This is a genomic window from Haloarcula pelagica (assembly GCF_030127105.1).
Lineage (GTDB): Archaea > Halobacteriota > Halobacteria > Halobacteriales > Haloarculaceae > Haloarcula > Haloarcula pelagica.
Window position 1 is genome coordinate 2,518,894 of record NZ_CP126161.1, and the last position, 22,036, is coordinate 2,540,929.

21 protein-coding genes and 1 pseudogene are annotated in these 22,036 nt (G+C 70.0%); 19 read left to right on the forward strand and 3 right to left on the reverse strand.

Annotated elements, in window-relative coordinates:
• Positions 1–76: 76 nt before the first annotated feature.
• Positions 77–520 carry a DUF7322 domain-containing protein gene (locus P1L40_RS13235; RefSeq protein ID WP_284007651.1) on the forward strand — a complete coding sequence of 148 codons (444 nt, stop codon included), beginning with the start codon at positions 77–79 and terminating at the stop codon, positions 518–520.
• Positions 521–545: 25 nt separating this feature from the next.
• Positions 546–971, forward strand: a complete 426-nt coding sequence (locus P1L40_RS13240) for a DUF7346 family protein (protein WP_284007652.1) — start codon at positions 546–548, stop codon at positions 969–971.
• Here the strand turns inward: P1L40_RS13240 and rad50 are convergent.
• Both rad50 and mre11 read right to left on the reverse strand, forming a co-directional pair.
• Positions 968–3,637: a DNA double-strand break repair ATPase Rad50 gene (gene rad50 / locus P1L40_RS13245; protein WP_284007654.1), complete on the reverse strand. Its 2,670-nt coding sequence runs from the start codon at positions 3,635–3,637 to the stop codon at positions 968–970. The two genes, P1L40_RS13240 and rad50, sit on opposite strands and share 4 nt — an antisense overlap.
• A 13-nt stretch (positions 3,638–3,650) precedes the next feature.
• Entirely contained in the window at positions 3,651–4,910 is a 1,260-nt protein-coding gene (gene mre11, locus P1L40_RS13250) for a DNA double-strand break repair protein Mre11 (RefSeq protein ID WP_284007655.1), read from the reverse strand.
• Positions 4,911–5,028: 118 nt separating this feature from the next.
• On the opposite strand from mre11, the gene P1L40_RS13255 reads away from it, so the two are divergent.
• The 12 genes from P1L40_RS13255 to P1L40_RS13310 are packed head-to-tail and all read left to right on the forward strand — an operon-like array spanning position 5,029 to position 18,170.
• Positions 5,029–5,646 carry a DUF7310 family coiled-coil domain-containing protein gene (locus tag P1L40_RS13255; protein WP_284007656.1) on the forward strand — a complete coding sequence of 206 codons (618 nt, stop codon included), beginning with the start codon at positions 5,029–5,031 and terminating at the stop codon, positions 5,644–5,646.
• On the forward strand, positions 5,643–6,119 hold the full coding sequence (locus P1L40_RS13260; RefSeq protein WP_284007658.1) for a DUF7311 family protein: 477 nt from the start codon (positions 5,643–5,645) through the stop codon (positions 6,117–6,119). Before P1L40_RS13255 ends, P1L40_RS13260 begins: the two co-directional genes overlap by 4 nt.
• Positions 6,112–7,956, forward strand: a complete 1,845-nt coding sequence (locus P1L40_RS13265; RefSeq protein WP_284007659.1) for an ATPase, T2SS/T4P/T4SS family — start codon at positions 6,112–6,114, stop codon at positions 7,954–7,956. The genes P1L40_RS13260 and P1L40_RS13265 overlap by 8 nt, the downstream gene beginning before the upstream one ends.
• Positions 7,953–9,635 carry a type II secretion system F family protein gene (locus P1L40_RS13270; RefSeq protein WP_284007661.1) on the forward strand — a complete coding sequence of 561 codons (1,683 nt, stop codon included), beginning with the start codon at positions 7,953–7,955 and terminating at the stop codon, positions 9,633–9,635. The genes P1L40_RS13265 and P1L40_RS13270 overlap by 4 nt, the downstream gene beginning before the upstream one ends.
• A gap of 31 nt (positions 9,636–9,666) precedes the next feature.
• Positions 9,667–10,134: a DUF7283 family protein gene (locus tag P1L40_RS13275; RefSeq protein WP_284007662.1), complete on the forward strand. Its 468-nt coding sequence runs from the start codon at positions 9,667–9,669 to the stop codon at positions 10,132–10,134.
• Complete coding sequence (locus P1L40_RS13280; RefSeq protein WP_284007663.1) at positions 10,115–10,504, forward strand: DUF7285 family protein; 390 nt, start codon at positions 10,115–10,117, stop codon at positions 10,502–10,504. The genes P1L40_RS13275 and P1L40_RS13280 overlap by 20 nt, the downstream gene beginning before the upstream one ends.
• Positions 10,501–11,385, forward strand: a complete 885-nt coding sequence (locus tag P1L40_RS13285; RefSeq protein WP_284007664.1) for a DUF7284 family protein — start codon at positions 10,501–10,503, stop codon at positions 11,383–11,385. Before P1L40_RS13280 ends, P1L40_RS13285 begins: the two co-directional genes overlap by 4 nt.
• Entirely contained in the window at positions 11,385–14,453 is a 3,069-nt protein-coding gene (locus P1L40_RS13290) for a DUF7286 family protein (protein ID WP_284007666.1), read from the forward strand. The genes P1L40_RS13285 and P1L40_RS13290 overlap by 1 nt, the downstream gene beginning before the upstream one ends.
• Positions 14,454–14,493: 40 nt before the next feature.
• The gene (locus tag P1L40_RS13295; protein WP_284007667.1) at positions 14,494–14,922 is read left to right on the forward strand and encodes a DUF5791 family protein; all 429 of its coding nucleotides are present in this window, start codon (positions 14,494–14,496) and stop codon (positions 14,920–14,922) included.
• Positions 14,919–15,806 carry an SDR family oxidoreductase gene (locus tag P1L40_RS13300; RefSeq protein ID WP_284007669.1) on the forward strand — a complete coding sequence of 296 codons (888 nt, stop codon included), beginning with the start codon at positions 14,919–14,921 and terminating at the stop codon, positions 15,804–15,806. Before P1L40_RS13295 ends, P1L40_RS13300 begins: the two co-directional genes overlap by 4 nt.
• 45 nt (positions 15,807–15,851) lie before the next feature.
• Positions 15,852–17,048, forward strand: coding sequence for a DHH family phosphoesterase (locus P1L40_RS13305; protein WP_284007670.1), 1,197 nt, complete (start codon positions 15,852–15,854; stop codon positions 17,046–17,048).
• A gap of 36 nt (positions 17,049–17,084) precedes the next feature.
• Entirely contained in the window at positions 17,085–18,170 is a 1,086-nt protein-coding gene (locus P1L40_RS13310) for an aldo/keto reductase (protein WP_284007671.1), read from the forward strand.
• Here P1L40_RS13310 and P1L40_RS13315 read toward each other — a convergent pair whose 3' ends face one another.
• Positions 18,171–18,341 carry an HVO_0758 family zinc finger protein gene (locus P1L40_RS13315; RefSeq protein WP_284007673.1) on the reverse strand — a complete coding sequence of 57 codons (171 nt, stop codon included), beginning with the start codon at positions 18,339–18,341 and terminating at the stop codon, positions 18,171–18,173.
• A gap of 117 nt (positions 18,342–18,458) precedes the next feature.
• Here P1L40_RS13315 and P1L40_RS13320 point away from each other — a divergent pair, with 117 nt between their 5' ends.
• From P1L40_RS13320 to P1L40_RS23400, 5 genes and pseudogenes are all read left to right on the forward strand, one after another.
• Positions 18,459–19,595 (forward strand): MFS transporter, encoded by a 1,137-nt coding sequence (locus P1L40_RS13320; RefSeq protein WP_284011072.1) that lies wholly within the window; start codon positions 18,459–18,461, stop codon positions 19,593–19,595.
• Between the two features lie 42 nt (positions 19,596–19,637).
• Positions 19,638–20,102, forward strand: a complete 465-nt coding sequence (locus P1L40_RS13325; RefSeq protein ID WP_284007674.1) for a DUF7109 family protein — start codon at positions 19,638–19,640, stop codon at positions 20,100–20,102.
• Between the two features lie 112 nt (positions 20,103–20,214).
• On the forward strand, positions 20,215–20,706 hold the full coding sequence (locus P1L40_RS13330) for an HTH domain-containing protein (protein ID WP_284007675.1): 492 nt from the start codon (positions 20,215–20,217) through the stop codon (positions 20,704–20,706).
• Positions 20,707–20,754: 48 nt separating this feature from the next.
• Positions 20,755–21,372, forward strand: coding sequence for an NUDIX hydrolase (locus P1L40_RS13335; RefSeq protein WP_284007677.1), 618 nt, complete (start codon positions 20,755–20,757; stop codon positions 21,370–21,372).
• Between the two features lie 6 nt (positions 21,373–21,378).
• Positions 21,379–21,939: pseudogene (locus tag P1L40_RS23400) on the forward strand (NAD(P)/FAD-dependent oxidoreductase); the annotation flags it as partial.
• Positions 21,940–22,036 lie beyond the last annotated feature (97 nt).

Below are 22,036 nucleotides of genomic sequence, written 5' to 3' on the forward strand. Positions count from 1 at the left end.
CGGCGTCGCCCGCCGGCCGATCCGGCCGCCGCGATGGACCGGGAACGCTTTTTCGCTCGGCTCCCGTAGCCCAGTCGTGGTCTTTCCCCCCGACGAGAACGACGACCCGGACGCCGGCCCGAGCGTCGTCAACGAGAAGAGCGTCCACGAACCCGACGAGTTCGACCCCGACAGCCTCGGGCCGTCGATCCCCGAGGCGCCGTCGGCACCGGAGCCGCCGCGGGACGGCTCCGCCAGCGAGGCCACCGGACTGTTCTGGAAGCTCGTCATCGTGTTCAACGTCGCGCTCTTGGGACTGTCGGTCGGGCCGATGCTCGTCTACTTCGAGGGACAGGTCGAGCGCGGCGTCCAGGTGTTTCTGGTCGGCGCCATCGCGTTCGCGTACGGCTACTTCCGCTATCACCGGTTCGTGAACGCCCGTGAGGACGAGGACGGGGAGACGACCGACGACGGCGAGAGCGAGGGGACCACCTCCGCGGACACGCCACCCCCTTCCGACTCGGCGGAACACAACGGCTAATTGTCGAGCCCGGCTACGAAGGCGTATGCGAACCGTCCGCGACGAGTCGGGCACACGATACCTCCTGCTCAAACGGTCCAGCGAGTCGAGCCTGGTCCGGGACCCCGAGACCGGTGAGCGAACGCACGTCGCGAACGACCGACTCGAACCGGTCGAGGGCGAGTCGCCGTTAGAGACCGCGGCGGCGGCAGTCTCCGAACCGGTCCGTCGGCTACTGACGGCGGTCCACGACGACCGATCGCTGGGCCTGCTCGTCGAACTCGACGACCGTGGCCCCCTGGCGGTGACGGACCTGCTGGCCGCCTACGACCTCTGTGAGAGCGACCTCCACGGCTTACTCGGTGAGTTCCGCGCCGCCGGGCTCGTCACGGAGGCGACCGTGGCCGGCCAGCCCGGGTACGACGCCACCGAGACGACGGCCGACGCGCTGGCGGCGCTCGACGGCCGCTAAACTAACTCCGCCACGGTCGCCTCGACCCGTTCGACGCGCGAACGGTTCGACGTGGCGTCTTTCTCGACCCGGACCAGGTCGTCGGCCGCGCCCACGAGTTCGTCGTCGTGGCTGACCACGAGGATCTGCTCGACGCCGACCTCGTCGCGCATGTACTCGATCAGATCGAGCAGCTGCGTGACGTGACCCGAGTCGAGGAAGACGGTGGGCTCGTCGAGGATCAGCGGCGGCATCGGCGCCGATCCCTCGATCCCCTCCGCGAGCAGGCGGTAGATGGCACACCGCAGACTCAGGTTGAACAGTGCGCGCTCCCCGCCCGAGAGCTGTTCGGGTTCGAGGGCGTCGCCGTCTTTCTGGTAGACGGTGAGTTCGTACTCCCCGTCCAGTTCGATGTGTGAGTACGAGTCGTTCTGGTAGATCAACTCGAAGGTCTCGTTGAGCATCCGTTCGAGCGTCTCGACGTTGCGCTGGCGGAGCTCGGCTCGCAACGTCCCGTACATCTCCTGGAGCTGCTCGGCCTCGTCGTACAGCCGGTCCAGTCGGTCGAGCGTCTCGGCCAGTTCTGCCCGCCGGTCGCGCAGCGATTCCAGTTCGTCCAGTTCCGTTCTGACGCCGCCGATCGCGCTCTGGAGTTCGTCGCGGCGCTCACGCAGTTCCGTCAGCTTCGCCTCGGCTTGCTCTAGGTACGCCGCCGCGCGCTCTCTCTCCGAGCGGGCGTCTTCGATCCGGGACTCGTCGACCGCCGCCGCGAGCTCCTGTTTCCGTTCGCGCTTCTCGGCCAGCCGCTGGCGGCGCTCGTCGTTGACTTCGGCGAGCTGCGATCGCTGACTGCGGAGCTGCTCGATGTCGCTCTCGCAGTCCTCGACCTCGTCGAGCAGGTCTTCGATCTCCTCCAGCCGCCCGATCGACCGTTTGACCGACTGCCGCTCCTGGTTGCATTCCCCGATGATCGACCGACACTCCGCGGCCCGCTCCTCGGCCGCCGTGGCGGCCTCGCGCTTCGATTCGGCCTCCGCGTCCAGTTCGGCGGCGTCAGAACGGAGTTCCTCGATACGTTCCTCGTCGGCGTTCAGCCCGGACTCTTTCTCCTCGATCAGCTGGACGACGGTCGACCGGGTGTCCCGGAGCTGTGCCAGCCGATCGGCGGCCTCGGCCAGTTCCTCGGCGGTTTCGAGGTCAGCTTCCAGTGTCTCGACCCGCTCTCTGGCCTCGGACAGGTCGGTTTCCAGGTCTGCGATCCGCTCGCGGTCCGACTCGATGGAGTCGACGTGGGGGGACCCGGTCACGTCCTGGCCGCATTCCGGACACTTGCCCTCTTCCAGCAGTGCCTCGGCCTCGGCGAGCGACGCCCGTTCGTTCTCCAGGCGGGTCTCCAGTTCGGTCACCCGCTGGCGGGCGTCGGCCAGTGCGGTTGCGACCGACTCCCGGTGGGATTCGACCTCGTCCCGGTCGATCTCGGCCGCCTCGAAGGTCGCTTCGAGGGACTCGATCTCGGCGTCGATCTCAGAGAGCTTCTCGCGCCGGTCGGCGATCGTCTCGCGCGCGGCTTCGAGGTCCGCTTCCAACTGTGTCGCGGTCTCGCGGTGGTCCGCCGCGCGCGCTTCCAGTTCCTCTGCCTGCTCGCTCAGACTCTCGGCCTCGCCGCCGTGTTTCTGTGCCTCGACCTTCTGGGTCTCGATGCGCGATCGCAGTTCCTCGACGCGCTCGTCGAGGGCGTCGAGGCGGGCGGTGACGGCCTCCCGGTCCGGACTGTCCAGATCGGTCGCCGCGACCGTCTCCTCCAGTGTCGCCTGCAGCGACTCGCGCTCGTCCTTCCGCTCGGAGAGTCGGTCTTTCAGCCGCTCTCGTTCGGTTTCGGCCTCGGTGATCGTCGACTCCAGGGACTCGATGTCGTCGGTCAGCTCCGCCAGTTCGGCCTGTTTCTCCTCGTACTCGTCGAGGACGGACTCGGCCTGGTCGCGGGTCCGCTCGGCGGCGGCCCGTTGCTCCTCGACGTGTTCGATGTCGGACTGGACCTCGGTGAGTTCCGTCTCCAGCCCGTTGAGCCGCTCGTGGAGGTCCTGTGACTCCTTCTCGGCGATCTGGTCTTCCAGCTGGGAGCGCGCCCCCTGCTTGTCGTCCCGCACCCGGCCGACCCCGACGCGGGCGTCGCTGGCCCGCTCACGGTACGTCTCCAGCTTCCCGAGTTGCAGGAGGTCGTCGAGCATGTCCTGGCGGTCGCTCGGCGTGGCGTTGATGAGCTTGTTCACCTCGCCCTGGCGGACGTACGCGCAGTTGACGAACGCCTCGCTGTCCATCCGCAGCAGTTCGGTGACCCGGGCGCGAACGTCACGGGCGCCCTCGAAGGTCCCCGTCGGCGTCTCCAGGACGCACTTGGCGGTGGTCGGGCGCTCGCCCGTCGCCCGCACTCGCCGGGTCAGGTGGTACTCCTCGCCGGCGTGACTGAACCAGAGTTCGACGGTACAGTCGTCGGCACCGAGCGTGACCACGTCCCCGAGGGTCTCGTCGATGGCCGTCGCGCCGTAGAGGGCGAAGAAACACCCCTCAAGCAGCGAGGACTTCCCGCTCCCGTTGAGGCCGTGGATGACGGTCACGCCGGGGTCCAGTCGCAGGTCGGCGTCGTCGTAGCACTTAAAATTCTCCAGGCGGACGCGCTGGAACCTCATCGCCACCCCTCCATCAGATGAACTCCTCCATGCTGGACTGATCCTCGCCGTCTCGGGCCTCGGCGTCCGCCGGCGAACTGTCGGTCGGCGGTTCGTCTGTGGCCGTCTCCGTCGATTCGCTCCCCTCGGCCGTCCCGGACGCTGGCTGGTCGGCCCCGTCGCCCGCGGAGAGCGATTCGGGCTCTGTTTCGATCAGGTCGCGGACCCGCTGCTCGACCGCGGACGTGACGTTCGCGTCGGCGACTTTCGAGGCGCGGATCGTCTCGTCGATGTCGCGGGCGGCCTCGCTCAGGCCCAGTTCCCGCACCCGCTCGGTGACCGCGTCGTCCGGGTCCGCGAAGCTCACGTCGGTCTCTCCCGTCTCGGCCGCGAACTCCCGGTGGTCGGTGACGCGGGCGACCAGTGCGCCCGCGTCGAGCGCGTACTCCTCGACGCTGGCCGGGGCGATCGGGTCGCCGTCGCCGTCGATGCCGACGACGACGACCGCGCCTTCCACGTCGTACTGGCCGACCTGGCTCCGTACGCGGTCGAGGCCTTCCTCCGGGCCGAGGTCGATGTCGACGTAGACGAACTCGCGGGTATCGAGCCCGCGGCGGGTGATCCGGACCTCGCCGTCGAAGGTGACGATGTTGTAGCCGCGGTCTCCGCGCTCGCTCGCGCTCGCGCGCTCGGTGGACCCACAGTAGGTGACCCACGCGTCGGCGACTTCCTGTCTGCCGGGCGCGTGGTTGTCGCCCAGCAGGAGGGCGTCGAACGCGACCGACGACGCTGTCAGTACCTCCTCGGCGTCCCAGTCGCCGTAGTCGAACGGCTGGAACAGGCCGTGGGTGACCAGCGCGGCGTGGTCGGCGTCGTGGGGGGCGAACTCGTATTCGAGGTCGTCCCGCTGTGACCGCGGGACGAAATCGAGCCCGTAGAACGCTGTGTCGTCGATCACCGTCGGCTCGTCGTCCAGCCGGACTGCGAGCCCGAGCGACTCGTAGAGGTCGAGCCACTGCGCGTCCCGCTTTGCCTCGTGATTGCCCACGACGGCGAGAAAGGGAATGCCGGCGTCGTCGAGCTGTTCCAGCACGGAGAGTGTTCCCATGATGTCCGTCAGCGACGGCCGACGGTCGTGGAACAGGTCCCCGGCGTGGACGACCGCGTCCACGTCGTCGTCGATGGCGTCCTCGACGACCTGTCGGAACGCGTCGAGGAAGTCCCGGCGACGCTCGGGGACGTGGTACTGCTGGTACCCCAGGTGGGTGTCGCCCGTATGTATCACCCGTGTCATTCGTGCTGGCGTATGCCGTCCCCGCCTAAAGAGGTGTTGCGACCGCGGTGAAAGTGGTCGCCGGCGCCGGACGGTCCCGGACGAGGGTTCAAGTATCACCACGGGACCAACGGCCGACATGGCGGACAGCGAAACACTGTCGGAACGAGTCAGCGCCGTCGAGCGAGCGATGACCGACGGCGAACAGACGCTTCCCGAGGCCGGCGCGGTCGCGGAGGTAGAGCCCAGGGTCGCCGACATCGAGACCCGACTCGCGGACCTCGACGAGCGGGTCACCGAACTGGAGGCAGCGACACAGGCGCTCCGCGGGTACGTCGGCTCGATCAAATCGGTCAACGAGGATGTCGAACAGCGCGCGGACGCCGCGCTGGCGGCCGTCGATCGGATCGAAGACCGGCTCGACTCCCGGCAGTCACGCGCGGACGACGGCACAGCCGACCGGGAAGCGACACGAGAGCGGCCACGGCACGAGGACGGTCGCCAGTCGGCACGACCCGCCCAGTCGACCGGTCTGGAGCCAGAACCGTTCGGTACCCGGCCCGATGGACGGTCCGACGCGGGCCGGGAGGTGGCAGACCGCGAGAACGCGGACGGGACCACCGACCGCCAGACCGCCGACGGGATCAGACCGCCACGGACCGTCGGTGACGACGCCCAGCAGTCGGGTGATGCCCGCGAAACCGGGGACGGCGAGCGACGGGCCGGCGTGTTAGCCCGCATCCGCTCGCTCCTGTGATCGTCCGTCTCGTCCTCGCGGTCGTCGTCACCGCGGCGCTGATCGGGGCGAGCATGCCCGGCGTACGGACCGTCCGCGCGGACCACGCCGACGCGACCGTCGCCCGCCAACTGGAGACCCTGTCGACACGGCTCCAGGCCATGGTCGAGCGCGACGACCCCACCGTTGGCCCCGGTGCCCAACTGCGGGCCGACGTACGGCTCCCGCGCCGCTCGTTCACCCGGAGTCGGATCACCGCGCTGTCGTTTCTCAGCGACGGCGACACGACCGTGGCGACCTGGCGCGTCAGCGACGGCGGGCGAACACGTCGTCTGCTGGTCGACTTCCCGCTTCGGACGGCCGGGACCGAGTTCACGCTCCGGGCGGCCGGAACACACCGGCTCGTGTTCGGGTACCGTCACCACAACGGGAGTCGAGTGGTGACCGTCCGGCGGTTTAAGTCGGATGCCGCGGCCACGACGGGCTATGTGTGAACTGCTACCGGGCTCGACCGACGAGCCCGACTGTCGCTGTCGGGTGGCAGTCGACGACGCGCTGCTTCGGGTCGACGCCAGCGACTGCCCGGGCGGTGGTGACCTCGCCGCCCAGGCACCCTGTCGACGGACCGTCGTCGAGTCGCTGGGCGGGGGATCGATCGAGCGGATCGTCACGAGCCAGCGCGGACTGGAACGGGTGTACATCGACGGAGCGGCCGCACTACTGTGTGCAGCGGGTCGGTTCGCGGCCCGCGTGTCGACGGTCGACCAGCGATTGGCCGACCGCGCACGGACCGATCCACTGGCCGCCGCCGAGGAGGCTGTCGGGCGAGCCGGCCCGGTCGCGACGATGGCGGCGGAGACGGGGCTCGCCCTCGCGAGCGAGCAGACCGACGACTACGAGACCGTGCTGCGTGCGTACGTCGGCCCGGCGGTCAGCGACGCGCGGATCGCGACGACGCTGCCAGCGGCCGCCACGCTCGTCGATCGGTGGACCACCGACACGGAGGCGGTCGTCCGCCAGTACGAGCACAGCGAGGGGACGGACAGCTACCACCTGGAACCGCGCGAGGCGCGGTTCGACCACGAGACGACCGCACGGCTGGCAGGCGCGTACGACCGTCTGGCGAGTGCCGGCGCCGCGTCGACGCCGTATCAGGCCGCCGGCACGGTCACCGACGACGGGGCGACTGCCGCGGCCGTCGGGGCCGTCCTGGCGAAACACACGGAGGGGCTGGGCGTCCTGAAAGACCTCTTTTCGGACCCGCGGGTCTCGGACGTGTTCGCGACGGCACCGGTCGCCGAGACGCCCCTCCGGGTCCGCGTCGACGGCGAGACCATGGCGACGAACGTCAGGCTCTCCGCCGACGGAGCCCGGGCGCTCGCCTCGCAGTTCCGCCGATCGAGCGGTCGCGCGTTCTCCCGGGCGAAGCCGACGCTCGATGCCACGGCCACCGTCGATGGACGACGGGTTCGTGTCGCCGGTGTCGCGGACCCGGTCAGCGACGGCCTCGCGTTCGCCTTCCGCGCACACGACAGCGATCGCTGGCGACTGGGCGACTTCGTCGCCAACGGGACCATGCCCGCCGCCGTGGCCGGACTGCTGTCTGTCGCCGTCGAGCGTGGCGGAGCGTGCCTCGTGGCCGGCCCGCGTGGTGCCGGCAAGACCACGACGCTCGGTGCGTTGCTGTGGGAACTCCCACAGTCCGTGCGGACCGTCCTCATCGAGGACACGCCGGAGCTTCCGGTCGAACAGCTCCAGGCCGACGGCCGCGATGTCCAGGCGCTCCGGACGACCACTTCCGATGGTCCGGCGGTCGAGCCGGCCGAAGCGCTCCGGACGGCGCTCCGTCTCGGGGACGGATCGCTGGTCGTCGGCGAGATCCGCGGCGAGGAGGCAGCGGTGCTGTACGAAGCGATGCGGGTCGGCGACGGCGACGACGCGGTCCTGGGGACGATCCACGGCGGCGGCCCGGAGGCCGTCAGCGAACGACTGGTGACCGACCTCGGCGTACCCGAGTCGTCGTTCGCCGTCACCGATCTCGTCGTGACGCTCGGCCAGTCGGACGCGACCGGCGACCGGTTCGTCCGCCGCGTCGACGAAGTTCGGGACTGCGAGGCCGGTGTCACGTTCGAACCACTGTTCAGGCGGACCGGCGACACGACCGAGCCGACCGGAACGATCGACCGTGGGAACAGCCGACTGCTCGAAACGCTCGCACGGCCGTCGGAGTCGTATGCGGCGATCAGGTCCCGTATCGAGGACCGGTCGGCGGCGATCCCGAACGAGACGACCAGCCGGGAGCCGGGACACCGCACGCGGGAGCAGGCGTGAGCGGGGCGGTTGTCGCGCTCGCATCGGCGTGGCCCCTCATTGTGTCGGTTCCCGAGTCCTATCGGCGTGCCTGTCGACTGCTGGACCTGGACGTGACCGCCGAGTCGTTGCTGGCGGCGAGTTACGTGCTCACGGCGCTGCTCTTCGGGACCGGTGTCACAGCGAGTGTCCTCGGGGGCAGCCAGGTCGGGGCGATCACCGCGTTCTCCCTGGCGGGGCTGAGCCTGGCCGGCGGCCGGTACGGCGTCGAGTTGGCGGCACAGGCCCGCCGTGTTCGGGCGCTGGGGACCGCGCCGTCGCTCGTCACCAGGCTCGTCCTCGCCGTCGAACTGTGGCCGACGACCGAACGGGCGGCCGCGTTCGCGAGCGAGACGGGATCGGGGCTGCTCGCCGAACGTCTAGCCGCCCACCACCGGCGGGCGCGTGACACTCCACAGAGCGGATTGCGCGCGTTCGCCGAGGAGTGGGGCGCCACGTTTCCGGCACTGGAACGTGCACTCACCGGCATCGAGCGCGCCGCCGTGGCGCCGGCCGACGAACGGAACGAGATCCTCGCGACGACCCGGAGACTGCTGCTCGAAGGGACACGCGAGGAGATGGCCGCCTTCGCCGCATCGCTCCGGATTCCGACGACAGGGCTGTACGCCTTCGGCGTCTTGCTCCCGCTCGCGCTCGTCTCGCTCGTCCCGGCCGCCGGGATGGCGGGGATTCCGGTCACCCGTTCGCTGCTGGTGGCCGCCTACGTCGTCGTCCTCCCGATCGGAGTGCTCGTCGCTGCCGCCTGGATTCTCGCCAGGCGTCCGGTCGCGTTCCCGCCAGTCGTGGTCTCCCGGAGTCATCCCGATGTCCCCGACAGTCCGTGGATGGGCATTCTGGCCGGTCTCGTCGCCGGCGTGGGCTGCCTAGGCATCGGAGCGCCAGTCCTCCCTCCCTGGGGTGTCCCGGTGGCCGCAGTCGGCGTCGGGGCCGGGACGACACTCGTCGGGGTTTTCCGCCCGGTCGTCGGAGTGCGGGAGCGCGTCGTCGCGGTCGAGTCCGGCCTCCCCGCCGCGCTCCAGGGACTCGGTCGACGGCTCGACCGCGGCGAGGCCGTCGAATCGGCGCTGCCGGCCGTCGCCGACGAGAGCCAGGCCCCGCTCGCGGGTGTGCTAGAGTCGGCAGCGAACCGCCAGCGACGCCTCGGTGTCACCGTCGAGGAAGCGTTCTGCGGCGAGTGCGGCCCGCTCACGACGCTCCCGAGTCGTCGCGTCCGCGACACGGCCTCGCTGCTGTCGGTCGCAGCCACCGTCGGCCCACCCGCGGGCTCGGTCCTGACGGAGATGGGCGATCACCTCTCGGATCTCCGTGAGGTCGAACAGGAGACCCGACGCGACCTCGCACAGATCACCGGAACGCTCACCAACACCGCTGCCCTGTTCGGACCCCTCGTCGGCGGGACGACGGTCGCACTCGCCGGCTCGATTGGCCCGACCGGACCGGTGTCGAGCGTCCCCGTCTCGGTCCTCGGCCCGATCGTCGGCTGGTACGTCCTCGTGCTCGGGGCCGTCCTGACTGCCCTGTCTGTCGGTCTGCACCGTGGGCTCGACCGCGCGCTGGTCGGCTACCGCGTCGGACTGGCACTGCTCGCGGCCACGGCGGCGTACTTCGCCGCCGTCGCTGGCACCGGGCTCCTGGTGTAGGTTTAAGACCGATACCGGGACCAGACCGCCCATGTTCGACGTACCGATCGATACAGTCACGCTCTGGGCCGGCGTGGGGGCGGTGAGCCTCGCCGTGTTGACCGTCGTCGCCCAGGCACCGACGACCGCAGCGCCGGACGCGACCGCCGTCGCGGCGACCGTCGACGAGGTGGCGACGAGTCCGGCGGGGTCGGTCGAACGGCGACCGCTCCGTGCGCAGTACTGGCTGCTCGACGACCGGCAAGTCGGGCTGAAAAACGCGGGCGGAGCGAGCCACGCATCGCTCCATCGGACGGCCGTCCCGGTAAGAGATGGGCCGCTCGCTCCGGTCCTCGACGAGGGTCGTCCGGAATCGGTGTTCTCGTCGCCGACGGCGTTCCGACGGGCGGTCGACAGGCGCCGGGACCGCTCGGGGAACCGGACCTGGCGGCCCGCGCCGGATCGACTGACCGTGCGCCACGTCTCCTGGGAGGGTGTCGATGTCACGCTCGTCGGCTAGGGCGACGGCTGAGCCCCTGGCCGCGCTCGTCGCGGTCTTCGCGGTCACGGCCGGCGTCGCGCTGTACGCCGGCGTGCTCGACGAGGCACTCGCCGGTGTCGAGACCGATCGGAACCGGGCAGCACCGACGGCGGACCTGATCGAACGCAACCGCTCGACGGCCGGGATCTTCGATCCTTCGGGGCTCGCGAACTCGCTGACGGCGCTCCCAGACGGCTACTCGGGAAACGTGACGGTCAGGGCCGGGGGGAGATGGGCCGCCGGACCGACGCCGCCAGCGGACAGTGATCGCGTCCGACGGACGGTGAGCGTCCGAACCGAGCCCGGTATCGTCCGGCGCGGGACACTCCGTGTCTCGGTGTGGCGATGACCCGCGCCGCGAGTACCGTCGTCGACGCGACGGTGTTTCTCCTGTTCGTCGGTGCTGCGGTCGCAGTGGTGCTGAGCGGGACGGCTGCCGAGTCCCCGCGTGTCGGCAACCCGGCCGCCGCCGACGCCGAACTCCTCGCGACCAGCACCGCGACCGTCGAGTACAGCCTCTCGACGCGCGGGCTGGGACCCAACCACACGGCTCCGGACTGGGTCGCCAACGGGACCGCCAGACGACAGCGATCGGCCCACGGCACCGTCGCGGAACTGCTCGGCGATGCGGCCATGCGCTCCGTCGCTATCGGGGGTCGCCCCCTCTCGCGTTCGGGTGCAGAGTTCGAGCGCGCCCTGTCGGCGACGACCCGACGGCGACTTCGGGAGCGCAAACGACTGACGGCCGTCCGGGTCCGCTGGCGACCGTATCCCGGTGCACCGATCGGCGGGGGGTATCGCGTCGGTGACCGACCACCGCGTGACGCGGGCGTCAGAGCCGCCTCTGTGACGGTCTCCAGCGGCGTGGATAACGTGACTGCTCGTGCACTCGTGGCTGCACGGTCGTCCGGCTACGACGGCGTCGCGACGGTGGTCGCACGGGCCGTCGTCGCTGGGATCTTCCCGCCCGAGCGAACCGAACTCGCGCTCCGAGGGGACTACCCCGCCGACGTGCTGACTGCGGCCCGGTACGGCCGGGCGGGCAACGCCACGGGCACTTCTTTGCCGATCCAGCGGGGGAACGTGACGGAACTGAACCGGCGACTGACCGTCGCGCTCGCGGACACACTCGAAGCGGACATGCGAACACGGTTCCGGTCGCCGACCGCAGCAGCGCGGGCGACCGAGACCCACCGTGTCCGTGTGACCGTCAGGACGTGGTCGCCGTGATGGACGACCGCGGGCGGGTCCCGTTCGCGCTGTTGGGTGTCCTCTTGCTCGTCAGCAGTCTCACCCTGGCCCCGTCGTTGACGGTGCAGCCCCCGGTCAGCGAGACGACGATCGAACGGGCGGTCGACCGGACGACCGCCGAGACACAGACGGCGATCAGAGACGGCGTCTCCACGGCCAGCCAACGGGCGGCCGCCGATCCCGTCGTGACGCCGGCAAACACCACCGCCGGACGTGCGCTGAACGACTCGTCCCCGTTCAGGGATTCGCTCCGTCTCCGGGTGTACCTCCAGGTCCGGGGCCGCCTCGAACGGGTGGGGTACGAACGCGAGGGCGTCACCACGACCGCGTCGCTCCCGCGCGTCGACAACACAAATTCGCTCCGGACAGCGAAACGCCGGGTCGAGATCCGGCGGGCCGGCCCGAACGGAACGGCGGTCCGGGCCACCGTCGAGAACGTCACGCTGCGGGTCCGACGCGGTGGCCGCGTGATCGATCGCCGGACCGTCTCGCCGACCGTCGTGGTCGCGACGCCCGTGTTGGCCCTCCACGAACAGGTGTCGACCTACCAGACGCGGCTGAACAACGGGCTCGGGAAACCGGGCTTCAGTCAGCGGCTCACCGCGCGGCTCTACCCGATTGCGTGGGGCCGGGGGTACGCGCAGTACGGCGGTGTCCCGATCGCGAACGTCGTCGGCAACCGCCACGTCTCGCTGGCCGCCAACGGTGCTCTGCTTGGCGTCCAGCGGTCGACATTCGGCCGGAGCGATCCGGCCGGGAGGCGGGCGCTCACCGAAGCGACGGCGATCACCGGGATCAAAGACATCATCGGCGGGAGCGAACCGTCGCTCGTCACGAAGCAAGTGCTCAACCGGGCGAACTACCGGCCGGCGGCCAGCGACATCGGCCGTGGCGCGAAGAACTGGAGCGCTCCACGACCGAACGACACGATGCGCGTCGGGATCAACGGGACGGCAGACAGGGCCTTCCGTCGGGTCGCCGGCCCGTCGAAACTGGGTGCCACGACGGCCGCGGCCTACCGTGTGCAGGCACGCCTCGTGACCGACACTCGTCGGCTCGGCGGCGGGAGACCGCCGGCGCCACCGTCCCCGGGGGCGAACTGGACGCTCGTCGACGCCCGGACGACCGACACGACGACGGTCCGAAACGCCAGCGGAACGGTGTCGGTCCCGTCGGGCTGGCACCGGTTCGACGGTGTCGTCCGCCAGGTCCGGGTCCAGTACCGGCGGACGGCCGAGTGGTCCAACGGCTCGGCGACTCGCACGACGGTCAGCCGCCGGACCGCCACCTACCGCGTCGGTGTCGCACTGATCGGGCGACACGCCAGTCGGTCGGCCGCTCCGGAAAAGGGGGTCTCGACGGCTCACGACACGAGCGGGAGTCCGCTGAACGGGCCGAATCTCGCGGATGTCGAGTGGAAAGCCACACAGCGGCTGGTGACGGACGCGGGCGGGTTCAGCACGATCGCGGCCACTGCCGTGACCGGTCGGCTCTCGACAGCGCCGATCACGATTCAGGGGGCCCGGCCGGCGGGTCTCCGGTCGTGGGTGTATCGCGACCTCATGGAACTCCGAGAGCGCGTCCGGAACGTCAGCGTGGCGGTCGAACGGGGGAAGGTGGGAACGTTCGAGGCGAATCCACCGGGTCTGTTGCTGCAGCGTCTGGACGCCCGTCGCGCGTCCCTGGCCGACGTGCCCGCGACGTACAACAGCACGGCACAGCGTGCGCGGGTCGCGGCCCGCATCCGGTATCTGGACGCGGTCGAGAACCGGCTCGCGAGCCAGATGCGAACGCGGACGGACAAACGGAGTGCGTTCGCGTCGCAGCTACAGAAACGCGCGGGTGGCTCGATCCGGGACCTTCGGCGGGGGCTGACGGCCCGACAGACGACGGTCCCGCGCTCTCGGCCGGTCCCTGAGGGGATCGCCGGCCCCGTCCGGACGCGCGTCGACGCTCGCCCGCCGTATCTGACGCGGGCGAAACTGAGCGAGCAGCGGTATCCGGCGCTGAACGGCACCGAACACCCGCTGGTCACGGAGAACGTCAACGTGTTCTCGCTCCCCTACGGTAACGCCGCGTCGACGCTCACCGACGCGATCCTCGCGACGAGAGATCGGACCCGACTCTCGACGGCTGCGACGGCGCTCCGGGCCACGAACGCGACGATCGACACCCAGCGGAACACGACAGTCGCGGTGAACGCCACGAACGGGGCAAACACGACGACTGTCACGTTCCAGCCGGTCAACGCGACGCTGGTCTCGCGGCGTGACCGGCTCCAGAACGATATCGGATGGACGAACGACCACCTCACAACGGAGTTGGCGGATGTGGTCGCGATCGAGACGGGGGCGAGCACGCGGGAGAGCAGGGCCATCGTCGCGGACGGGCTCGATCGGTGGAACACGACACACGAACGGGCGGCGGCGTTGACGGATGGCCGTGCGGTCAACCGCGTCGGCGCCGTCGCCGCGCGTCGACTGAACCTCTCGCGGCCCGAACGCGACTGGCTCCGGCTCAGACTGTCGGCTCGACTTCACACGCGACTCAACAGATCGTATATCGGGCCGCGGTCGAAACTCGTCAACGCGTCGGCGGCGGCCACCCGGTCGGTCTCCGAAACGGCCATCAATACGGCACTCACCGAGGCAGGGAAATACGGGGCCGAACAGATCGCGAAGAAGCGACTCGGGACGGATATGCTCCCGGCGGGACTGCCGCTCGCCCCGCCGGTCGCGCCGTGGTACGCGACGACGAACGTCTGGTGGGTCTCTGTCCGCGGTGAGTACGGCCGGTTCGCGATCACGGCGAACCACGGGCCGCCGTCGGCCCCGGCCGGGATGACGACCTACGCACGGGACGGCGACGCCGTCACAGTCGATGTCGACGAGGACGGGACCGCCGAACGGCTCGGCACCGCCGACCGGATCTCGTTCGCGGCCGAGACCGGTGTCGTCGTGGTCGTCCCGCCCAAGCCGCGGGGTGTCGGTGACAAAGACGGCAACACCGTCGAACGGTCGCCCGGGTGGCCGGACGCGGGCGATTGAGAGTGACAGCCACTAATACCCCCCGGCCGTACCACGGGCCATGCTCAGAGCGGAGTTTCCCGACGCAGCCGAGCAGTCTTCGGCGGCCCTGCTCGCGGCCTACGAGTCGCTCCTGACGGCGACGATCGAGACGGCCGGTGTCGACGCCGTCGCCGCACAGACGGGACTGGACCGGGACGTGATCGAGGCGATCGCCGACGGTGAGGCAGCCGACGTGACACTCGCGGACGCGGCGGCCGTCCTCGCGATCGACCCGGACCGCCCCGACGCCGGAGCGATCGAGGCCGAGGCCCGGGACATCCTCCTGATGGGGATGACCACGGCGGTGATGGACGTAGAGTCGCTGGCCTCGGGGATCGACAGCGAACTCGACCCCAAGGAGATCCAGCAGAAGATCGAAGGCCGCTACCCGGTGACGCTGGCCGAGTACGCCCGCCTCCACCAGTACATCGAGAGCCAGCAACAGTGACCGAACGCGTCGTCATCCTGGGTTGTGGCTACGTCGGGCTCGAACTCGGTCGGCAGTTGCTCCCGGCACACGATGTCGTCGGCGTCCGCCGCTCCGAGGCGGGGTTGGAAGCGGTGGCCGACGCCGGTCTGGAACCGGTCGAAGCCGACGTAACCGACGCCGCGTCGCTCGATGCGGTCCCGGACGCGGACTGGCTCGTCTTCGCAGCCAGTTCCGGTGGACGCGGTGCCGAGGCCGCCCGAGCGGTGTACGTCGACGGACTGGAGACGGCTATCGACCACTTCTGGAGTCGCGCGGACCCGCCGGATCGCTTCGTCTACACGTCCAGCACCGGGGTCTACGGTGACCACGACGGGGAGTGGGTCGACGAGTCGACGCCGCTGTCCCCACAGACAGAGAAGACACGGGTCCTCGCGGAGGCCGAGCGAATCGCTCGCAAGCGCCCCGCACAGCAGGGCGGCCACGGGACCGTCGCCCGTTTCGCCGGGCTGTACGGTCCGGACCGCTACCGGCTCGACCGCTACCTGGAGGGGCCGGTGACGGCGGGCTATCTCAACATGGTCCATCGGGACGACGCTGCCGGGGCCGTCCGGTTCCTGCTGGAGGGAGAGCACAGGGAGGAGACGGTGCTGGTCGTCGACGACGAACCCGTCGAGAAGTGGGCTTTCGCCGACTGGCTGGCCGAGCAGTGTGGGGTCCCGTTCCCGCCGAAACAGACGAAAGCGGAGCGGCTGGCCGACGACGACCTCTCCGCGACGGCGCGTCGGCGTATCCAGACGAGCAAACGGTGTTCGAACGCGCTGTTGCGGGGCCTGGGCTACGAGTTCGCGTACCCGACGTTCCGCGAGGGGTATCGCGCGGCGATCGATGCCCACGGCCAGTAGCGACTGGGGGAACATTCTTACCCGGTCCCGAGGGATGTACGTGGTATGGTATCGGTCGTGGCACAGCTCGATGGTCGGGCTGATGCCGCTGTGGCGGCCGTCAGGGACCAGCCCGTCCTCGCCGGGGCAGTCGTCTGCCTCGTCGTCCTGCTGGCGCTTGCGGGCTGGCTGATCTGGCGCTACCTCCGTCGGTCGCCCGCGGCCCGACTGCGGGCTGTCATCGCCGACTACGAGGAGATAGCGGTCCTGATGCACCCGAACCCGGACCCGGACGCGATGTCGTGTTCGCTGGCGGTGGCCGAACTCGCTGACGCCGTCGATACGACCGCGACGATGGTGTATCCGGGCGAGATCCGCCGCCCGGAGAACCGCGCGTTCGAGACGGTGCTCGACCTGGAGTTCGAACGGATCGAGTCCGCGGAGGGGATCGACGTGGACTCCGTGGTTCTCGTCGACCACAACGAGCCCCGGGGGTTCCCGGGTGCCGAGACGATCGACCCAGTCGCCGTCGTCGACCACCACCCGGGCGACGGGACCGGGTCGCGCTTTACGGACGTGCGGACCGAGGACGGCGCCTGTGCCACCATCTTCGCGGAGTACTTTGACGAACTGGACTGGGAGTTCTACGAGGTCGAGACGGGGGTCGGTAACGGAACCTTCGACGGGACGGATGTCCCCGACGGCGCGCTCCCGACCCACGTCGCGACCGGGATGCTTTACGGCATCCAGTCCGACACGCGGTCGCTGACAAACGGCTGTTCACCGGCTGACTTCGAGGCGGCTTCGTTCCTCTATCAGGGGGTCGACGGGGACCTGCTCAACCGCATCGCGAACCCGCAGGTCGACGCCGAAGTCCTCGACGTGAAGGCGCGCGCGGTCACCAACCGGGTGGTCCGGGCGCCCTACGCCTACAGCGATGTCGGCGAGGTGTCGAACACCGACGCCATCCCGCAGGCGGCCGACGAACTGGAGACGTTAGAGGGGGTCTCGGCGGTCGTCGTGGTCGGTGAGAGCGACGGGACGCTCCGGCTCGCCGGGCGGTCCCGCGATGACCGGGTCCACATCGGTCGGGCCATCGAGTCCGTTCTGGACGACATCCCGATGGCGGAGGGCGGCGGCCACGCGCGGATGGGCGGCGGGCAGCTATCCGTCGACCACCTCAACGGCATCGGGCCGAGCAACGGCGTCTCGCGAGAGGAACTCCGGGAGCGGCTGTTCGACGTGATGAGCGGCGAGCGGTGACGCGACCCTTTTGCCCCGGAGGCGACAAACGCCGGTATGGCAACACGGGAGGCGACCTGGGCGTACCGGGACGACCACGACGACTTCGCACGCACGTTCTACCGACGATTCGGTGAGGGCGTCGTCTCCAGTATCGGCGTTGGCACCTACCTCGGGGACCCGACCGACGAGCGCGACGAGGCGTACCACGACGCCATCGTCACGGCCCTGGAGGGTGGGATCAACCTCGTCGACACGGCGATCAACTACCGCCACCAGCGCTCGGAACGGGTCGTCGGGCGCGCCCTCGCCGACGCCGATGTCGATCGGGAAGCCGTCGTCGTCGCGACGAAGGGCGGCTTCGTCCCGTTCGACGGCGAGCGGCCCGCCGACCCGGGCGCGTTCGTCCGTTCGGAGTATCTCGACACGGGCGTCGTCGACCGCGAAGCGCTCGTCCGCGGCCAGCACTGTCTCGCGCCGGCCTTCCTCGACGACCAGCTCGACCGCTCGCTGTCGAACCTGGGGCTGGAGACCATCGACCTCTACTACGTCCACAACCCCGAGACGCAACTGGCAGACAACTCCCGGGCGGCGGTGTACGACCAGCTCGAAGCGGCCTTCGAACGCCTGGAGGAACGGGCGGCCGCCGGCGACATCGAGCACTACGGGGTCGCGACCTGGGAGGCGTTTCGGGTCCCCCAGGGCCACGACAGCTACCTCTCACTGCCGGAAGTCGTCGAGCGAGCCCGGGCCGCGGCCGACAGCGCCGGCAACGCGGCGACACATCTCCGGGCGATCCAGCTCCCCTTCAACGTCCGGATGGCCGACGCGTTCACCGTCGCGGCACACGAGGGGGCCGACGGCGCCCAGTCGGCGCTGTGGTTCGCTCACGAGGCGGGCCTGGACGTGTTCACGAGCGCCTCGATCATGCAGGGACAGCTCGCCGACGCGATCCCCGAGGAGGTGGCCGCGCGCCTGTCCGGTGCGACCGACGCCCAGCGGGCCATCAACTTCGCGCGCAGCGGCCCCGGCGTGACCGCGTCGCTCGTCGGGACTGGCTCGGTCGAACACGCGAACGAGAACGTCGAGGCCGGTCGGTACGAACCGCTGGGCGCGGACGCGTTCGATGCCGTCTTCGAGTGACTACCCCAGTTCCTTCCACTCGCTGCCACACTCGGGACAGCGACGGATCTTCCCGATGTCGTCGGGGTTGTTGTCGGTCGTCAGCGTCTCCTCGCAGGCGGTACAGGAGAGTCGTCCGTAGTTGTCCTTCTCGACATCGCCGGCCCGCAGCCCTTTCCTGACCGAGTCCATGTGTGGGCGGTCGTCACCGGGGAGTAAAAAGCCCGCGGCGGATTCGGAAGGCTTGTCTCTCCCCGTAGCCCAGGCCGGGACGTGTCACGCCGTTCGGTGTTCGGATCGCTGCTCGGGTTGGTCTTCCTCATCAACCTCGCGAGAGTCGTCTTCGCGCCGCTGATCGAACCGATCAGGGCGACCACGGGGGCCGGTGACGCGACCCTCGGACTGCTTGCGACGATGGTCTGGGTCGGGAGCGCCCTCCCGCGGCTCCCGACGGGCTTCCTGCTCACCAGAGTGAGCCGACCACAGGCGATTTTCGGGTCCGGCGTCGTGTTGACCACCGGCACCGTCTTCACCCTGTACGCGCCGACGCCGCGACTGTTGCTCGCGGGGGCGCTGACGATGGGGCTGGCGAGCGGTGTCTACATCGTCGCCGCCAACACCCTCATCAGCGAACTCTACCCCACCAATCCCGGCCGCGCGCTGGGCCAGCACGGGGTCGCCAGCCAGCTCGCCGCGCTGGCCGCGCCGGGGCTGGTCGGACTGGCCCTCGCCGCCGGCGGCTGGCGGCTCGTCCTCGAATGGATGGCCGTCGGCGCCGGCGCGACGACGGTCGTGTTCACCCTCCTGGCCCGCCGGACCGAGTTCCCCGAGGCCGGCAGCGAGGACCGCGACGTACTCGGTGCCATCCGGGCGCAGTGGCGGATCATCCTGACCGCGGTCGTCGCGCTGGGGCTCACGACGATGATCTGGAACGGGCTGTTCAACTTCTACGTCACCTACGTCAAGACCACGGGGCTCTCGGAGGCGGCCGGGCGGACGCTGTTACAGGTCGTCTTCGGGGCCGGGGTCCCCGCGTTCTACGTCAGCGGCCGACTCGCCGACCGGTTGCCAAGCGTCCCGTATCTGCTCGCGATCCTCGCCGCGTTTACGGGGTGTATCATCGTCTTCCCCACCGTCTCCGGCTTCTGGCCGCTGGTCGCCGCAAGCGCCGTCACGGGCTATGTCATCCACAGCATCTTCCCGGCGGTCGACACCTACCTCCTGGGCTCGCTGCCCGACCGCCACCGGGCGAGCGCCTACGCGGCCTACGGCGGTGGGATGATGGTCCTCCAGGCGCCCGGCAGCGTCATCGTCGGCGTCCTCCTGGACAGCGATGTCGCCTTCGATGTCATCTTCCAGTTGATGGCCGGCACGCTGCTGGTCGTCCTCACGACGCTTGTCGTCTTGCACGTCGACGGCCGACTCCCCAGCAGCGCGGAGGCCTGACCCCGCGGAAACGCTGAAGCCGCCGGCGCCCGGACGGCCGGTATGGACCTCTCCGCGGACGAACTGGCCGGCGTGGTCGACCTCTTCGGCGCGCTCTCCCGGGCGGAACTCCGGCAGGCGTGTGCGGAACTCGCGTTCAAGCGCGGCGAGGAGACCGACCCGACCGCCTACGCCGACGACATCGCCGCCGCCGTCGAGTCGTACCACCTCGTCGCCGTCGCTGCCGAGGACGGCGAGACGGACCTGCTCGCCGTCGGGCCGACCGCGTTCCCGAGTCTCCCCGAGGGCGCGGGCGACCTCCCACACATCATGGACGTTCCCGACCGGGAACTGGCCCGCGACCGAGTCGTCGAGGCCGTCGAACGGCAGTTCCGGGCCGACGCCGCAGCGGCCATCGACGCCGGGGACGAGGCCCGCATCGCCGCCCTTCTGGACGTGAGCTACGACCTCGACGCCTGGGGTGCGGTCGACCTCGGCGAGGCGCGCGACCGGCTGGACGCCGCGTAACCGGCACTGCCCGTCCGTTTCGATATTTTCGACGGTAGTGGCTGTACAAACACCTATAATAGTCTAGACGAAACGGTTATCCGTCGTTTCGAGACATTTGTTCACACGACTCATGCCACGACAGTCGACGATCGATTCGGGGACCGACCGGACCGACGGGACGACCGTCAGGATGACCCTGTGGACCCGGCAGCCGGTCTGTGGCACACGGACGAGCGTCCTCGATCGGTTGGGGCGCCTGCGTGCCGAGGGCGACATCGACGGGTTCGACGTTGAGACCTGGCCCGACGAGATACGGCTGGACGGCGAGCCGACCCACGACGAGGTCGTCGAGACGTTCGGCCGGTTCGAGGACTGGGCGAGCGAGCACGGCGTCAGCGTCGAACCGCCCTTCGAGACCCGACAGGTCTCGCCGATGCTGGGGTCGTCCTACCGGGTGTTACGGCTGCCGGTGATGGTGCTTTCTGTCTCCGACGACGGACTGGCAGGCGTCTACCCGTACACCGACGGCGACCGGACGACGACGATCACGGACTTTCTGGACGCCTACGAAGCCAGCGGTGGCCTTCCGGCGAGCGGGACGCACGCGCCAAACGGTGGCTGACCGCACGGCGACCAGCCGACTTATTGCGGTCGATCACTCACAGACAGTATGGACTTCGACCGGATCGGAGACCACGAACCGCTGGTCGTCGACGACGAGCCACGCCAGGCCGCGGTCGTCGCTCCGGTCGTCAGCAGCGACGCGGAATCGATTTTGTTCACGAAGCGTGCGGACCATCTTCAGGACCACCCCGGACAGATGTCGTTCCCCGGCGGTGGCCGCGAACCGGAGGACGCGGATCTGCTCCAGACCGCCCTGCGGGAGGCACAGGAGGAGATCGGGCTCGACCCGCGGGCGGCAAACGTCGTCGGACGGCTCGACGACATCCGGACGATCACCCACTACTCGGTGCGGCCCTTCGTCGCCCGCATCCCCGAACGGGACTACGTCCCGAACGACCAGGAGGTCGCCGAGATCGTCTGTCTCCCGGTCGCCCAGTTGACCGATCTGGACAACTACGAATCGGAGCAGCGCGACCACCCCCACTACGGGGAGATCCGACTGCACTTCTTCTACGTCGGGGACTACACCGTCTGGGGCGCCACCGCGCGGATGCTCGTCCAGTTGCTCGAACTCGGGACCGACTGGCGGGCGCCGCCCGAACCGGACCGCTACGCGGGGCCGGACGACGCCCTCCCGCCGCGGGTCCGCGACGAAGTGGAGTGAGCGCCGATGGAGGTCGCCGTCGTCGGCGGCGGGGCCGTCGGGCTCGCTACCGCCGGCTCGCTCGCACAGCGGGGCGCGTCGGTCACGCTGTACGAACGCGACTGTCTCGGGAGCGGCGCGACCGGCCGGGCCGCCGGCATCTGCTACGACGCCTTCGCCGACCCGGTGGACGCCGCGGTCGCGGACCACGCCCTCGACCGCTACCGCGAGTGGGGACTGCTGGCCGACTGCCCGTACGTCTGGCTCGCCCGGACCGAGGACGACGCCGCGGCCGTCGACGGGCAGGTCGACCGGATGGGGTCTCACGGGGTGGCCGTCTCGCGGCTCGCTCCCGGGGATCTGGCCGACCGGTATCCGGCACTGGCCACCGAGACGGTCGTCACTGCCGGGATCGCACACGACGCGGGCCTGGTCGAGCCCGACACGGTCGTCGCGCGACTGGCCGGCCGCGCCCGCGACGCCGGGGCGACGATCCGGAGCGCCACCCAGGTGTCACTCGCCGGCCCGCGGACGGTCGAGACGCCGGACGGGACCCGCGAGGTCGACGCCGTCGTCGTCGCGGCCGGCCACGCGACGGCACCGCTGGTCGCCGACATCGGCGTCTCGCTCGCGCTGAGACGTACCGGGCGCAGGCCCTCCGAACCGACCCGGTTCCGGCGACGCT

Coding starts and splice junctions, on each gene's coding strand:
- P1L40_RS13240 (WP_284007652.1), top strand. CDS start 546: ATGCGAACCGTCCGCGACGAGTCGGGCACACGATACCTCCTGCTCAAA.
- rad50 (WP_284007654.1), bottom strand. CDS start 3,637: ATGAGGTTCCAGCGCGTCCGCCTGGAGAATTTTAAGTGCTACGACGAC.
- mre11 (WP_284007655.1), bottom strand. CDS start 4,910: ATGACACGGGTGATACATACGGGCGACACCCACCTGGGGTACCAGCAG.
- P1L40_RS13255 (WP_284007656.1), top strand. CDS start 5,029: ATGGCGGACAGCGAAACACTGTCGGAACGAGTCAGCGCCGTCGAGCGA.
- P1L40_RS13265 (WP_284007659.1), top strand. CDS start 6,112: ATGTGTGAACTGCTACCGGGCTCGACCGACGAGCCCGACTGTCGCTGT.
- P1L40_RS13275 (WP_284007662.1), top strand. CDS start 9,667: ATGTTCGACGTACCGATCGATACAGTCACGCTCTGGGCCGGCGTGGGG.
- P1L40_RS13280 (WP_284007663.1), top strand. CDS start 10,115: ATGTCACGCTCGTCGGCTAGGGCGACGGCTGAGCCCCTGGCCGCGCTC.
- P1L40_RS13285 (WP_284007664.1), top strand. CDS start 10,501: ATGACCCGCGCCGCGAGTACCGTCGTCGACGCGACGGTGTTTCTCCTG.
- P1L40_RS13290 (WP_284007666.1), top strand. CDS start 11,385: ATGGACGACCGCGGGCGGGTCCCGTTCGCGCTGTTGGGTGTCCTCTTG.
- P1L40_RS13295 (WP_284007667.1), top strand. CDS start 14,494: ATGCTCAGAGCGGAGTTTCCCGACGCAGCCGAGCAGTCTTCGGCGGCC.
- P1L40_RS13305 (WP_284007670.1), top strand. CDS start 15,852: ATGGTATCGGTCGTGGCACAGCTCGATGGTCGGGCTGATGCCGCTGTG.
- P1L40_RS13310 (WP_284007671.1), top strand. CDS start 17,085: ATGGCAACACGGGAGGCGACCTGGGCGTACCGGGACGACCACGACGAC.
- P1L40_RS13315 (WP_284007673.1), bottom strand. CDS start 18,341: ATGGACTCGGTCAGGAAAGGGCTGCGGGCCGGCGATGTCGAGAAGGAC.
- P1L40_RS13325 (WP_284007674.1), top strand. CDS start 19,638: ATGGACCTCTCCGCGGACGAACTGGCCGGCGTGGTCGACCTCTTCGGC.
- P1L40_RS13330 (WP_284007675.1), top strand. CDS start 20,215: ATGCCACGACAGTCGACGATCGATTCGGGGACCGACCGGACCGACGGG.
- P1L40_RS13335 (WP_284007677.1), top strand. CDS start 20,755: ATGGACTTCGACCGGATCGGAGACCACGAACCGCTGGTCGTCGACGAC.